The organism is Streptomyces atriruber (genome assembly GCF_001418325.1).
GTDB lineage: Bacteria > Actinomycetota > Actinomycetes > Streptomycetales > Streptomycetaceae > Streptomyces > Streptomyces atriruber.
This window is the reverse complement of record NZ_LIPN01000047.1, coordinates 352-14754: the sequence shown is the minus strand read 5'-3', so window position 1 is coordinate 14754 and position 14403 is coordinate 352. Positions and strand designations below refer to the sequence as shown.

The 14403-nt window shown below is 70.8% G+C and carries 12 protein-coding genes; 6 read left to right on the top strand and 6 right to left on the bottom strand.

Going from position 1 to position 14403, the window contains the following annotated elements; translation table 11 throughout:
• Positions 1 to 166: 166 nt before the first annotated feature.
• Positions 167 to 988: an HAD family hydrolase gene (locus tag AOK03_RS05505; protein WP_055564019.1), complete on the top strand. Its 822-nt coding sequence runs from the start codon at positions 167 to 169 to the stop codon at positions 986 to 988.
• Here AOK03_RS05505 and AOK03_RS05500 read toward each other — a convergent pair.
• Together AOK03_RS05500 and AOK03_RS05495 are read right to left on the bottom strand one after the other, a co-directional pair.
• The gene (locus AOK03_RS05500) at positions 985 to 2976 is read right to left on the bottom strand and encodes a CocE/NonD family hydrolase (RefSeq protein ID WP_055564018.1); all 1992 of its coding nucleotides are present in this window, start codon (positions 2974 to 2976) and stop codon (positions 985 to 987) included. The genes AOK03_RS05505 and AOK03_RS05500 overlap by 4 nt on opposite strands.
• Positions 2977 to 3004: 28 nt before the next feature.
• On the bottom strand, positions 3005 to 4519 hold the full coding sequence (locus AOK03_RS05495; protein WP_055564017.1) for a peptide MFS transporter: 1515 nt from the start codon (positions 4517 to 4519) through the stop codon (positions 3005 to 3007).
• Positions 4520 to 4835: 316 nt separating this feature from the next.
• Between AOK03_RS05495 and AOK03_RS05490 the strand changes: the two genes are divergently transcribed.
• From AOK03_RS05490 to AOK03_RS05475, 4 genes are all read left to right on the top strand, one after another.
• Positions 4836 to 5846 (top strand): polyprenyl synthetase family protein, encoded by a 1011-nt coding sequence (locus AOK03_RS05490; protein ID WP_055564016.1) that lies wholly within the window; start codon positions 4836 to 4838, stop codon positions 5844 to 5846.
• Positions 5847 to 6092: 246 nt separating this feature from the next.
• Positions 6093 to 7388: a LolA family protein gene (locus AOK03_RS05485; RefSeq protein ID WP_055564015.1), complete on the top strand. Its 1296-nt coding sequence runs from the start codon at positions 6093 to 6095 to the stop codon at positions 7386 to 7388.
• Between the two features lie 232 nt (positions 7389 to 7620).
• Positions 7621 to 8592 carry an ABC transporter ATP-binding protein gene (locus AOK03_RS05480; RefSeq protein ID WP_055564041.1) on the top strand — a complete coding sequence of 324 codons (972 nt, stop codon included), beginning with the start codon at positions 7621 to 7623 and terminating at the stop codon, positions 8590 to 8592.
• The gene (locus tag AOK03_RS05475) at positions 8579 to 9493 is read left to right on the top strand and encodes an ABC transporter permease (RefSeq protein ID WP_055564014.1); all 915 of its coding nucleotides are present in this window, start codon (positions 8579 to 8581) and stop codon (positions 9491 to 9493) included. Before AOK03_RS05480 ends, AOK03_RS05475 begins: the two co-directional genes overlap by 14 nt.
• Before the next feature lie 74 nt (positions 9494 to 9567).
• On the opposite strand, the gene AOK03_RS05470 is transcribed toward AOK03_RS05475, so the two are convergent.
• The 3 genes from AOK03_RS05470 to AOK03_RS41720 form a co-directional block, all read right to left on the bottom strand.
• On the bottom strand, positions 9568 to 10161 hold the full coding sequence (locus AOK03_RS05470; protein ID WP_055564013.1) for a flavodoxin family protein: 594 nt from the start codon (positions 10159 to 10161) through the stop codon (positions 9568 to 9570).
• 122 nt (positions 10162 to 10283) lie between these two features.
• The gene (locus AOK03_RS05465; protein WP_055564012.1) at positions 10284 to 11228 is read right to left on the bottom strand and encodes a M28 family metallopeptidase; all 945 of its coding nucleotides are present in this window, start codon (positions 11226 to 11228) and stop codon (positions 10284 to 10286) included.
• 346 nt (positions 11229 to 11574) lie between these two features.
• On the bottom strand, positions 11575 to 13059 hold the full coding sequence (locus AOK03_RS41720; protein ID WP_244177493.1) for a hypothetical protein: 1485 nt from the start codon (positions 13057 to 13059) through the stop codon (positions 11575 to 11577).
• Positions 13060 to 13330: 271 nt separating this feature from the next.
• On the opposite strand from AOK03_RS41720, the gene AOK03_RS05455 reads away from it, so the two are divergent.
• The gene (locus tag AOK03_RS05455) at positions 13331 to 14167 is read left to right on the top strand and encodes an NAD(P)-dependent oxidoreductase (protein WP_055564039.1); all 837 of its coding nucleotides are present in this window, start codon (positions 13331 to 13333) and stop codon (positions 14165 to 14167) included.
• Between the two features lie 71 nt (positions 14168 to 14238).
• Here the strand turns inward: AOK03_RS05455 and AOK03_RS43790 are convergent.
• On the bottom strand, positions 14239 to 14403 hold a 165-nt coding region (locus AOK03_RS43790; protein ID WP_279616305.1), incomplete at its 5' end, for a VOC family protein.

Here is a 14403-nt window from a genome sequence, read left to right as displayed (position 1 = left end):
CGGTACCCCAGGTGGTGCGCGCATAGTCGGAACGGGGCATGCCGGAATGTAATCCTCCACTTTCCGGTGAACCGGCGGGCCCTCGGTGCGGTCCGGTCACACCCATGCGTATGCGCACCTTGCCAAGCAGCTTCCGGCCGGGCCCAGGATCCGTATTCTCTGGATCATGTCCGCTCCCCTCGCATATGCACTCATCGCCACTGACCTGGACGGGACGCTGCTGCGCGGCGACGACACGGTCTCGGACCGGTCGCGGCGGGCGCTGGCCGCCGCGGGCGAGGCGGGCGCCCGGCACCTCGTGGTGACAGGCCGCCCGGCCCCACGGGTGCGGCCCCTCCTCGACGAACTCGGCTACGACGGCCTGGCCGTCTGCGGCCAGGGCGCCCAGCTGTACGACGCCGGGGCGAACCGGATGGAGTGGTCGGTGACGCTCGACCGCGAGCTCGCCGAGGCCGCGCTCGGGAAGATCGAGGCGGAGGTCGGGCAGGTCCACGCGGCCGTCGACCAGGACGGCGTGGAGGGCCTCACGCTCATCGAGCCGGGCTACGAGATGCCGCACCCCACGCTCCCCGCCGTGCGGGTGCCCAAGCGGGACGTGCTGTGGGAGGAGCCCATCAGCAAGGTGCTGCTGCGCCATCCGAAACTGGCGGACGACGAGTTGGCGGCGGTGGCGCGGGACGCGGTGGGCTCGCTCGCGTCGGTGACCATGTCGGGGCCCGGCACGGTGGAGCTCCAGCCGTGCGGGGTGACCAAGGCGACCGGGCTCGCGCTGGCCGCCGAGCGGCTCGGCCTGACGGCCGCCGACACGATCGCCTTCGGGGACATGCCCAATGACATCCCCATGTTCCTGTGGGCCGCACACGGGGTGGCCATGGCCAACGCCCACGGGGAACTAAAAGCTGTGGCTGATCAGTTGACCCTCTCGAACGAGGACGACGGCATCGCCGTCGTCCTCGAACGTCTGCTGCGGTCCCGGGGCCGTTCCTAGCCCGCCGTCCGCCGGATCCGCTGCTCCCAGGTCCGGTGGAAGACGACCTCGTCGCCGTCCTTGCACACCACCTCGTTCGAGGCGATGAAGTCCGCCGCGTCGCAGGTGATCTCCGAGCGCGTCTCGACGCGCGTGTCCCAGCCGAGGTCGGGCCGGTGCAGGCGGATCGTCCAGTCCGAGCGGGTGCGGGCGCTCAGCGGGTCGTCCTCCTGGATCGTGTACGTCTCCAGGGCGTCCTCGGTGAACTCGAGCCCGTCGGGGTACACGCGCGTGCCGCCGTACCGCGGGTCGACCTCGAGCCGCCACTCGCCCTTGGCGACATCGCGTACGACCAGACGCTCGGGCCGCTGCTCGTCCAGGGTCGCCGGATACACCACGCCCAGCGGCTCCGACTGCTCGGCGGGCCCGAAGGTGATCGACGGATCCAAGTCGCCGTCACGGACCGGCAGTTCCAGGGCGCTGCCCACCGGCTCCAGGGTGAAGCCCACCGAGTCCGCCTGCGGCCAGATCCAGGGCCAGTAGGCGGAGGACACGGCGAGACGGATGCGGTGCCCCGGCGGGAAGGTGTGGCCGATGCCGTTGAGCTCGAAGGTCACGTCCTCGGTGGCACCGAGGGGCCAGGCGTCGACGCGGTCCCGGCCGTTGCGCGCGGAGAGGTTCAGCACGCCCCGGGTGACGAGGGTGGACGAGCCGTCCGGCGCGATGTCGCAGAGGCGCGCGACGGCCTGGCCGTACGGCACGTCCATCCGCAGCCGCAGGGTCACCTTGGCGCGCCCGAGGATCCGTACCCGGGCAGGGACCTCGAACTCGAAGCACGCCGACTTCGCGTCCTCGTCCCGCTGGTCCGGCGGCAGGTCGGCGTCGTTGCCGAAGGGGAAGTAGCGGCCCGCGTCCAGGCCCGTGTGCTGGGGGGAGTCGACGACGACGGGCGTGCCCTGCAGGGCGTAGCTGACGGGGGTGACGTTCGGGGACGGCCAGGACGGGTCGCCGACCCAGCCGCCGGGCAGCTCCGGGTAGACCGTCGCCGGCGGGTGCGAGTCGCTGATCCAGGAGCGGAGCTTCGGCTCGGCCATCACCCCGGTGTCGATGCCCTTGAGGTGGTGGTCCCACCAGCGCAGGGTCTCCTGGAGGAACCCGATCGAGGGGCCCGGCGGCAGGCCGCGGTCCGGGTACTGGTGCGACCAGGGGCCGATGAGTCCTCGTACCTGGTCGTCGGGGAGGTGTTCGACGAGGCGCAGGACCGTGTCGCGGTACGGGTCGTGCCAGCCGCCGACCGCGAGGACCGCGGCGCCGATCGCGGAGTAGTCCTCGCAGACGCTGCCGTGCCGCCAGTAGTCGTCCCGGGTCTGGTGGTCCAGCCAGGTGTGGATGAAGGGCTCGACGGCCGCAAGGCGCGTCAGCCACATCTCGCGCCACGCGTCACCCACGAAGTACGGGTCCGGCGGGCGGGACACGAAGGCCAGCATCGTCGCCGCCCACGCGTGCATGTCCACCGCCAGGACGGAACCGCCCATGTAGTGCACGTCGTTGTCGTAGCGGTCGTCCGCCGAGCAGACCGTGACGATCGCCTTGAGCGGCTCGGGGGCGAGCGCCGCGATCTGGAGGGAGTTGAAGCCGCCCCAGGAGATGCCGAACATGCCGACCTTGCCGCTCGACCAGTCCTGCGCGGCCAGCCAGTTCACCACCTCGACGCCGTCGGCCAGCTCCTGCGCCGAGTACTCGTCGGTGGGCAGGCCCTCGCTGTTGCCGTGCCCGCGGACGTCGACCCGCACGGAGGCGTAGCCGTGGCCCGCGTACCAGGGGTGGCGCTGCCAGTCCCGCGGCGCCGTCCAGTCGCTGAGGCGGTAGGGGAGGTACTCCAGGAGCACGGGGACGGGTTCGTCGGTGACCGGGCGCCACACGCGCGCGTAGAGCGTGGTCCCGTCGGCGAGGGGTACGCGGAAGTCCTCGCGGGTGGTCTCGTACGGGTAGGAGTCGCGGATCTGCATGAGTGGAACCTCAGTGGACGGGGTGTCCTCAGTGGACGGGGTGCATGGTGCGGCGCAGCCACGGCGCCAGCGTGATCACGGCGATGCCCGCGACCACGGCGATCGCGCCGTTCACGCCGAAGTACGCGGGGTTGGAGACCTCTCCGTACAACTTCACGACCTGTGCCTGGATGCCGTTGGCGAGCGCGAGGGAGAGGAACCACAGCGCCATGGTCTGGCTGGCGAAGGCCTTCGGGGCGAGCTTCGTCGTCGCCGACATCCCCGAGGTCTCCAGGAGGATGTCGCCGAGCCCGAGCAGCAGATAGGAGCCGACGATCCACCAGGCCGCCATCTTGTACGTGTTGTCGGCGTGCCCCGACGTGGGCAGCACCATCAGGAGGAACGACAGGCCGCCCAGGATCACACCGAACGCGATCTTGTTGGACGCGTGCGGCTGGCGCGGGCCCATCCGCGCCCAGACGGCGGCCACGACCGGCGCGAGCGCCACCTCGAAGGCGCCCAGCGCGGACGCGTACCAGCTGGCGGGGAAGTGGTAGCCGAGGATCGACGTCTCGGCGTTCGACGCGGCGAGCAGCATCATCGTCGAGTACGCCTGGAAGAGGATGAAGTTGAAGACTACGGAGGCGAGGAACAGCACTACGTAGGGTCGCAGCCGGCGCCTTTCCTCGCCCGTGACGCGCGGGCTGCGGAACATCACCGCGAAGTAGACGATCGGCGCGATCACCGAGATGAGGGTGAGCAGGTCGACGAAGCGGTCCATGGTCAGCCAGCCGACGGCGGCGAGGAGACCCGCGAGCGCGGCGGCGACGGCACAGCCGAAGACGATCATGAGCACCGCGCGGCGCATCGCCTCCCGCGGCAGCGCGAACTCCGCGGAGGCCTTGCGTCCGGCGAGGTGGCGCCGTCCGGCGACGTACTGGACCAGACCGAAGGTCATGCCGATGGCGGCCGCGGAGAAGCCCCAGTGCCAGCCCTTGTGGTCGCCGAGCCAGCCGGTGATCAGCGGGCCCGCGAAGGCGCCCACGTTGATCGCCATGTAGTACAGCGCGAAACCGGCGTCGCGGCGCTCGTCCTCGGTGCGGTAGAGCTTGCCGACCATCGAGGCGACGTTCGGCTTGAGCAGGCCGGTGCCCGCGCTGATCAGGCCGAGGCCCACCCAGGTCATCGTCGGCGTCGGCACGGCCATCGAGTAGTGGCCGCAGGCGATGAGGATGCCGCCCCACAGCACCGCGCGGTACGAGCCGAGAATGCGGTCGGCGAGCCAGCCGCCGGCCACGGAGACCAGATAGACCAGGGTGCCGTACGCCGCTGACACCGACGCGGCCGTGCCGGCATCCATCCCCATGCCGTCGTTCGCGACGGAGTCGGCGAAGTAGAGGACGAGGATGGCCTGCATGCCGAGGAACGAGAAGCGCTCCCAGACCTCCAGGCCGGAGAGCGTGAGCAGGCCGCGCGGCTGCCCGAAGAACGCGTGGTCGTCGCCCGGCGCGGGGTCGTCGGGTGGCTCGGCGGGCGGCTCGTACTCGGCCGTAGTACGGGACAAAGAGTCTTCTCCCGGTCGATACGGTTCTTGTGGTGCAGGACGGGCTTGTCAGTCGTATGGGCTGATCACGAACATACCGGTGGGCTTCGGTCGCCGCGCGGGCTGGTGTGCCGGGCGGGCGGAAGGGGCCTCTCGCACCGCGCCGACCAGGGCTGCGACGTGCGACGGGCGGGCAGGTGCTCGCCGTGATCGAAAGTCGACCGGATACGCTGACTTGAGTGATGGCAGCGACACATCGACAAACCCGTGTCATCGACCGAGATCCAATGATCGACCGAGTTGGCCGTGTGATCGTCAGCAGACAGGAGAACCTCTCGTGACCGTCGTCGGGCCTTTTGGGCTGAGCGTGCGGGACCAGGCTCTCGAAGCCGATGTCCAGGTCGGATTGGCGGCTGTGGAGGAGGGCCTGCTCGAGGCCACCAAGAGCGAGGTGCCCTTCATCACCGAGGCCGCCCAGCACCTCGTCCGTGCCGGGGGCAAGCGTTTCCGTCCGCTGCTCGTGATGCTCGCTGCCCAGTTCGGCGACCCGTACGCGCCGCGTGTCGTGCCCTCCGCCGTCGTCGTGGAGCTGACGCACCTGGCGACGCTGTACCACGACGACGTCATGGACGAGGCGGACGTGCGCCGGGGCGTACCGAGCGCCAACCAGCGCTGGGGGAACTCCGTCGCCGTCCTGACCGGCGACTTTCTTTTCGCCCGCGCCTCCTACATCCTGGCCGACCTCGGCCCGGAGGCCGTCCGCATCCAGGCCGAGGCGTTCGAACGCCTGGTCACCGGCCAGATCCTGGAGACCGCGGGACCGGCCGAGGGCCGCGACCCGGTCGACCACTACCTCGACGTGCTCAGGGGCAAGACCGGCTCGCTGGTCGCCGTGGCCTGCCGGTTCGGCGCGATGATGTCCGGCGCCGACGAGACCGTCGTCGACGTCCTCACCCAGTACGGAGAGCGGCTCGGCGTCGCCTTCCAGCTCGCCGACGACGTGCTCGACATCGCGTCCGACTCCCACGAGTCCGGCAAGACGCCGGGCACCGACCTGCGCGAGGGCATCCCCACGCTGCCGGTGCTGCGCCTGCGCGAGCGGGCGGCTCGGCTCGGCCTGGCCGAGGACATCGCCCTGTGCGAGCTGCTCGACTCGGACCTCACGGACGACGCACGGCACGCGGAGGCCCTCGTGAGGCTGCGCGCGCACCCCGCGCTGGAGGACGCCCGCAGGGACACGGTCTGCTACGCGGAAGGCGCACGGGCCGCACTGGGACCGCTGCCGGAGGGCGACGCGAAGGCGGCCCTGGTGGAGCTCTGCGACCTGGTGGTGCACCGGGCGGGCTGAGGGTCCGGACCTTTCGATCGGCGGTGTCGACCCCCTACGGGATGGGGGAGGCGCCGCCGTTTCACGTCATCCCAGGGCAGTACGTGGAGTTGCGCCCGGGGTCTGACGCTTCTTGCTGGCCGATTTGGTCGGATGGAGTCCAGCGAGAACAACCACTCCTGACCAATTCGGGTGAGAATGGCGGCACAGGGTGGACGAAGGCACGTACAGGTAAGGCCGCCGCCGACCACGGAGGTAAGGCAGACAATGGCACCGTACGAACCGGAGAAGGACACCAGCGAGGCCGGGGAACTGCGTGCAGGACGCCGCAAGGCGGCCCGCTATGCGGTCCCGATCGCGGTGGCGGGGGTGGCGGCGGCGACCATCGGGCTCGTCCCGGCGCTCGCCACGTCGGGCGACCCGGACCTGCCGAAGGTCACCGCGCAGGAGCTCATCGAGAAGATCGCCGCGTCGGACACGCAGCAGCTGTCGGGCAACGTCAAGATCAGCACTGACCTGGGCCTGCCGTCGATCGGTGGCATGGCGGGCGGCTTCGGTGGCGGCGGCGCGGACCGGGGGGAGGGCGGCGACGAGAAGGGCTCGGCGGCCGACCCCAAGAGCAAGCTGATGGAGCTGGCGTCCGGTACGCACACGCTGCGCGTCGCGGCCGACGGCCCCGACAAGCAGAAGGTGTCCGTCCTCGGCGACGCCTCCGAGTACAGCATGATCCACAACGGTGACGACGTGTGGGCGTACGACAGCGAGTCGAACGAGGCCTACCACGCCAAGGGCGAGGGCGCCTCTTCGAAACACGACTCTTCGAAGAAGCACGACAAGGGTGCCGAGGGCAAGGAGGGGGTCCCGAAGGGGCTCGACGGCGAGCAGCTGCCCTCGACCCCCAAGGAGTTCGCCGAGCAGGCCCTGAAGGCCGTCGACGACACCACGTCCGTGAAGGTCGACGGCACCGCACAGGTCGCGGGCCGCGACGCGTACCGCCTGGTGATCAAGCCGAAGGAGTCCGGTTCGACGATCGGCCAGATCACGGTCGCGGTGGACGAGAAGACCGGTACGCCGCTCAAGTTCACCCTGACCCCGTCCTCCGGGGGCGCGGCCGTCGTCGACGCGGGCTTCACGAAGGTCGACTTCGGCAAGCCGTCCGCGTCCACCTTCGACTTCACGCCGCCCAAGGGCACGAAGGTCACCGAGGCCGACGAGCAGCACGGCAAGGAAGGCCACGACTTCAAGGGCAAGGGGGACAAGGACGCCGCGGAGTTCGGCAAGGGCGACCTCAACGAACCGAAGATCATCGGTGAGGGCTGGAGCACCATCGCCGAACTGAAGCTGCCAGGTGGCCAGGGCCTGCCGACGGCCGGTTCGGGCGACGTCCCGCAGGACGCGCAGAAGCTGATCGACTCGCTGGGCGACCAGGTCGACGGCAAGTTCGGCTCCGGCACGGTCTTCTCGACCCGCCTGATCAACGCCCTCGTCACCGATGACGGCAAGGTCTACGTGGGTGCGGTCACGAAGGACGCGCTGGTGAAAGCGGCGAACGACGCGCACTAGGAGGATGCGCGCCTGAGGTGCGCACGACCCAGGGGTACGGCGGATGGAAGGTGCCGGGTCGGCGCCTTCCATCCGTTTCGTCGCGGAGCTGGCGAGACCGACGCGACCGACGCGACCGACGCGACTTGCGAGACGGAAGAGCGGAACAGCGGAACAGCGGAAGAGGGAGGGCTACGTGCCGGGCACCAACGGCATTCCGGTGGGCGAAGCGGACTCCGCGGGCTCGGCCGACATGGCGATCTCCGTGGACACGGTGAAACACGTCATCGAGACGCATGCGCTCACCAAGCGCTACGGAAAGCACCTCGCCGTCGACCGGCTCGACCTCACCGTCCCGGAGGGCAGCGTCTTCGGTTTCCTCGGGCCGAACGGCTCGGGCAAGACGACCACGATCCGCATGCTGATGGGCCTCATCGAGCCGACCTCCGGCCACGCCGAGGTCCTCGGCCGCACCATGCCGCGCGCCACGCGCAGCGTGCTCCCGCACGTGGGCGCGCTGATCGAGGGCCCCGCCCTCTACGGCTTCCTCTCGGGCCGCGACAACCTCCTGCGCTACGACTCCGCCGACCCGACCGCCGACCCCCGCACCCGGCGCGCGCGGGCCGAGGCGGCGCTGGACCGGGTCGGGCTCACCGCGGCCGCCGGCAAGAAGGCGAAGGCGTACTCCCTCGGCATGAAGCAGCGGCTCGGGCTCGCCGCCGCGCTGCTCCAGCCGCGCAGGCTCCTCGTCCTCGACGAGCCGACCAACGGCCTCGACCCGCAGGGCATGCGTGAGATCCGCACCCTGGTGCGGGAGCTGGCGGCGGAGGGCACGACCGTCTTCCTCTCCTCGCACCTCCTCGACGAGATCGAGCAGGTCTGCACGCACGCGGCCGTGATGACCCAGGGTCGCCTGATCACCCAGGGGCCGGTCGCCGAACTCGCCGCGGGCGCGCGGGGCAGGCTCGTCGTGACGACACCGGACGCGGGCGACGCCGCGCGCGTCCTGAAGGAGCACGGCGTGACCGACCTGACCGTGACGGAGGACCGGGTGACGGGTGAACCGCCGTCCCAGGACGAGAGCGGCCGGGAAGTGGAGCTGGCCGAGCTGAACGCCGCGCTGGTCGGGGCGGGCGTCCGCGTCCGCGGATTCGGACTCGAACGGGCCTCTCTGGAGGACGCGTTCGTGGCACTGACGGGAGAGGGTTTCGATGTCGCGGGCTGAGGCCGTTGAGGTCATGGACGGCTCCGGGCCGACACCGGCGGGCGGCGCGCGGGAGCCCCGTCGGCTCTGGACGCTCGGCCTCTTCCGCAGCGAGCTCGGGATCACGTTCCGCCGCTGGCGGACCCTCGCGCTGCTCGGGGTGCTGGCCGCCGTGCCGATCCTCGTCGGCGTCGCCGTCAAGATCGAGACCAGTGACGGCTCCACGATCGGCGGGGGCGGCGGCGAAGGCGGGCCCGCCTTCATCGCGCAGATCACCAACAACGGCCTGTTCCTGGTCTTCACCGCGCTCGCCGCGACCCTGCCGTTCTTCCTCCCGATGGCGATCGGCGTCGTCGCGGGGGACGCGGTCGCGGGCGAGGCCAACGCCGGCACGCTGCGCTACCTGCTGGTCGCGCCCGCCGGACGGACCCGGCTCCTCCTCGCGAAGTACGCGACCACACTGACGTTCTGCCTGGTCGCGACCCTGGTCGTGGCCGTGTCCGCGCTCGCGACCGGCGCGCTGCTCTTCCCCCTCGGCGAGGTCACCACGATCTCCGGCACGCGCATGAGCTTCGGCGAAGGGCTGCTGCGGGCCCTGCTGATCGCTCTCGTCGTCGCCGTGTCACTGATCGGTGTGGCGGCGCTCGGCCTCTTCGTCTCGACGCTCACGAGCAGCGGCATCGCGGCGATGGCGACGACCGTCGGACTGCTGATCACGGTCCAGATCCTGGACCAGATCCCGCAGCTGCACGGCCTCCACCCGTACTTCTTCTCGCACTACTGGCTGTCCTTCGCCGATCTGATGCGCGAGCCGATCTACTGGGACGACATCATCAAGAACCTGCAGATGCAGGGGCTGTACGCGGCCGTGTTCGGCTCGGCGGCGTGGGCGCGGTTCGGGGCGAAGGACGTCATGGCGTAGGGCGTCATGCGTCACGGCGAGGGCGTCATGGCGCAGGGTGTCATGGCGCACGGCCCACGCTCGGCGCGCTGTCGTCAGTTGTCGTACGGGTAGCGGGCCAGCGGCGGCTCCTGCGCGAAGAAGGTCTTGGCGCGCGCCAGGGCCTCGGTGTCCTCCAGGACGTGGCCGGGCCGGGTGCCGTTGCCGAGCAGGACGCCTCCGAAGCGCATGGGGAAGAAGGCGGCCGTGTTGCGCAGCGTGCCGATCAGCGGGTCCGCCACCTCCTCCTCGCGGTGCGCGAGCGCCGTCACGCCCCACAGGGTGCGGTTCTCCAGGGTGTCCTTGAAGGCGATCTCCGGAGTCTCCAGCCACGCGTCCCAGTAGTCGAGGTAGCGCTTGACGGTGGCCGACAGCGAGTACCAGTACAGGGGCGACACGATGACGATGTCCGTGGCCTCCAGGGTGGCGTCCAGGAGCGTCGCTTCGTTGTCGCCGACGGGGCGGGGGCGGGCCCGGGGGCGCGTGCCGTCGTGGCGCCGGTCCTCGAAGTCGGGCAGCGGCAGTTCCGCCAGGTTCAGCCAGCGCTGCTCGATGTCCGAGGGAAGCTGTTCGGCGGCCTTGCGGGCCAGGATCTCCGTGTTGCCCTCGGGGCGGGCGCTGCCGAGGATGAAGAGGAACTTGCGGGTCATGGGATCCCCCTTGGGTGCTTGCGCACGGCGTTGCTTGCGCGCGGCGATTGCTTGCGCGTGCACTATATGCACGCGCAAGCAATGTCGTCCAGGGGGTGCCGCTTACGCCGCTTGCGCGCCGCCTACGAGGACAGTCCCCACACCGCGTACGCGACCGCGTCGCTGTTGCGGTCCAGTGCGGTCCCGTCGATGTTCGACACGCCGTCGCAGGCCGAGTGGTAGCACTTGTCGAACGCCTCGCCGGCCGTCCCGCCCCACTTCTCCGCCTGCTCGGCCGACTTGGTGGTCTCGGCGCCGCTGAACAGTCCGCCGACCGGCACGCCCGCCTGCTGGAACGGCGCGTGGTCGGAGCGTCCGTCGCCCTCGGTGTCCGGCTCCGTGGCGACGTTCTTGCCCGCGTAGTAGTCCTTGAACGTCTTCTCGATCGTGGGGTCGTCGTCGTAGACGAAGTAGCCCGCGTTCGGGGAGCTGAGCATGTCGAAGTTCAGATAGGCGCTGATCTTCGAACGGTCGGCGCCGGCCAGGCTGTCGACGTAGTGCGAGGAGCCGACCATGCCGATCTCCTCGGCGCCCCACCACGCGAACCGCAGGTGCTTGGTGGGCTTGTACTTCTCGCGGGCCACGGTGAGCGCGGTCTCCAGGATGGCGGCGGAGCCCGATCCGTTGTCGTTGATGCCGGGGCCGTCGGAGACGCTGTCGAGGTGGGCGCCCGCCATGACGACCTTCCCCTCGTCGCCGCCGGGCCAGTCGGCGACCAGGTTGTAGCCGGTCTCACCGCCCGCCGTGAACTCCTGGACGGAGGTGGTGAATCCGGCGTCGTCCAGCTTCTTCTTCAGGTGGTCGATCGAGGCCTTGTAACCGGCGCTGCCGTGCGCCCGGTTGCCGCCGTTGGCGTCGGCGACGGACTGGAGGTCGGCGAGGTGGGCCTTGACGTTCTCGACGGAGATGTCGGGAGCGGCGGCCGCCTCGGGGGCGGGCGCCGCGTTGGATATCGCGGTGGTCGTGAGGAGTCCGGCGACGGCTATGACTGCGGCCGCGGCGGTACGTCCGGGAACGGAGAGTTTCATGTGGGGGGCTCCGGTTTCCGTGGGTGACATGCGAACTCGTATGCGATGTGCGCGGATCGCGCATCGCGGTTCTTGTCTGTGGGGGTTGTCGTGTTGTGGGGTTTGGGCTGTGAATTGCGGCTTTCCGGCGGTCAGTTGTGGGTTGCTCGGGGTGTTTGGCCCGTTGCGTCTGGACCGTCGGCGAGTCGCGCACGAGTTCGGAGTTGCCTGATGGTGGGGGTGGGACTGAGGTGACGTCAAGACCGCAAAACGGGCGGCGGGTTCCGGATAGCGTGCGCATCCGCGCGGGGGCGCGTCGCGCGTACCGCGGCTCCACGCGCGCGTGGGGCTCGTTCGGTGCGCGCATTCACGGGCGTACGTGGACGACCCACCCGGGTGCATAGGTGCCGGGCACTCGGTGGCGGGGCCAGGTGCGAGCCCAGTGCGGGGGTTCCGCATCGCGCAGGACCAGGGCGGTGGGTCGGCGCGGGTCGCCGGGGCTGCCGGGTGCGCAGCCGGTGGCGTACGCGACGGGGATCACCGAGGTGTTGCCGCGCAGGACGCAGGGAGGGGCTTTCCTGGCTCCGGTTTCGGCTCCGGATTCGGCCCCGACGCCGTGCGCGTGCAGGACCTCGGCGACTCGCGCCCAGTCGCCCCGGGCGCCCGCCTGGATGTTGGCGTTGCTGTGGGCGAGGGGGAGTTGGACGGAGAGATGTCCGAGGAGGGCGAGTCCGAGGGCGGCGGTGGCGACGTACTGCCGACGGGACGCGAGGGCGCTGTCGCCGAGGGCGAGCAGGCCGAGGGCCACGGCCGGGGCGAGCAGGGCGTGCGTGGGCGCGAGGAAACGCGGGGCGGCGTAGGGGACGAGGAGGAGGTAGGGGAGGGCGACGCACAGAGCGGTGGCTACGGCCAGCAGGCAGCTGCGGAAGTCTGTGGCTGGGCGGGGTGTGGCTCGGGAGTCCGTGGTTCGGCGAGGTGTGGCTCGGAAGTCCGTGGCGCCGCCCCGGACGCTCCACAGCCCCACCGCCACCAGGAAGGGCAGCACGAGCCACCACTCCGCCGCGAGAGGGCGGATGCCGTCGCTGTCGCAGGGGCGGCAGAGCAGCGGCCCGTCCATGACGGTGAGGTGATGGACGAAGGAGAGCAGAGGGCGCAGGTCCCCCTGCACTTCACTGGCCTCCGTCAGCCGTTCGCGGAGCCCGCCGAACCGGACGTACGCCTCGACGATCCACGGCAACGCGCCCACCACGAGCCCGCCGAGCACGGCCAGGACCCGGCTCCACCCCCGCCACGCGGGGACCAACAGGGCGGCGACCAGGAGGGGGGCGCCCAGCGCGACACCGTCGTTGGGCCGCATCAGGGTGGCCAGGGCGAGACCGGCGAAGACTCCGGCGCAGGTGGCGGGTGACTGGCGCGTCCGCAGGAAGAGCCCGACCGCTCCGACGGCACCCATGGCGGTGTAGTGGTTGGGCATGGCGGCGCTCGCGTAGAACAGCACGAACCACAGTCCGCCGTACAGCGCGGCGGCGACCGCGGCCGCCGACGGCCGCCCCAGGGAGCGCAGCCAGGGGCGGAACCCCAGGTAGAGGGCGGTGGTCGAGAGCAGCGTCAGCCACACCCTGAGCAGGACGACGGAGTCGCTCCAGGTGGCCACGGGCGCGATCAGGAACGGCACGCCGCGCGTGCGGGGTGCGCTGAACGGCGTGGCGGGGGCGTACGGCGCGAAGCGGCTCGCGTAGACGGTCTCGTCCCAGCCGAGGGGCAGGGTGAGCGGTACCAGGACGAGGGACAGCAGGGCGAAGGCGCCGCAGACAGCCAGGAGGAGGCGGTGGGCGCGCGACTGCGGTGCCATGCGGACGGGCCTTCCTGGTCCGACGTGCCTAGCGGGGGGTGCCCCCACCCAAAGGTAACTACGCACTTATTAGTGCGTACTTGAGTGGTTCGTGGCGATCGACACAGCATGGGGAGGCGATCAACTACAGGAACGGGGTCGGACCATGACGGACGCCAAGGGCACGGCTATGTCTGCGGGCGCAGGCGCAGGCGCAGGCGCGGATACGGGTACAGGCACGGGTGCGGGGGTGAGCGCACGTACGCCCGTGACGATCGTCGGGCTCGGGCTGATGGGTACGGCACTGGCCGAGGCCTTCATCGAGGCCGGGCACGAGACGACGGTGTGGAACCGCAGCGCGGAGAAGGCGGCCCCGCTCGTCGCGAAGGGTGCCTCGCACGCGACGAGGCTCGTGGACGCGCTCACCGCGAGCCCTCTCGTCATCGCTTGCCTGACGACGTACGAGGCTACGCTCGCCGCTCTGGAACCGGCGGCTGCCGCGCTGGCCGGGCGCACTCTGGTGACGCTCAACTCCGGCGCCCCGTCCGGTGCTCGGGGGATGGCCGACTGGGCGGTCGGGCACGGTGCGCGGTTCCTCGACGGTGCCGTCAAGAACGTGCCGGGGGCCGTGGGGAAGCCGGACACGTTGCTCTACTACGCGGGTGACCGCGCGACGTTCGACGCGTACGAGGAGACGCTGAAGGTGCTCGGCGGCGACACCGTCCACCTCGGCACCGAGCCGGACCTCGCCGCCCTCTACGAGATGGCGGTCGGCAGCACGCTGCTCCCCGCGCTGATGGGCTTCTTCCAGGGGGCGGCGCTGCTCCAGGCGCGCGGGTTGGAGGTCGGCTCGATGGTGCGGTACGAGGTCAAGTGGCTGGAGATGATCGCCTCGATCCTGCCGACCCTGGCCCAGGAGATCGACTCCGGCGACTACACGCGGCCCGCTTCGACGGTAGGCCTCTTCGACGCGGCGGCCGAGTACGACCAGGACATGGCCGAGGAGGGCGGCATCGATGTCTCCTGGCTCGCCCCGATGAACGACCTGGTGCGACGGGCGGTCGCCGAGGGACATCGCGACCACAGCATCTCGGCGCTGGTCGAGATGCTGCGGAAGCCGGCGGCGTGAACCGCTCCGCTCCGGGCGGTCAGCGGAGGGGACCGCTCTGGGCGGGCAGCCGGGGAAGCCGCTCCCGGCGGTCAGTGGACGCAGAACTCGTTCCCCTCCGGGTCCGTCATGACGACCCACTCGCCGCCCGGCTCCTTGACGTGCTGCGCCACGGCGGCGCCCAGCGATTCGAGGCGGGCCACCTCGTCGTCCCGGCGCCCCGGCTCGGTGTGCACGTCGAGGTGCAGCCGGTTCTT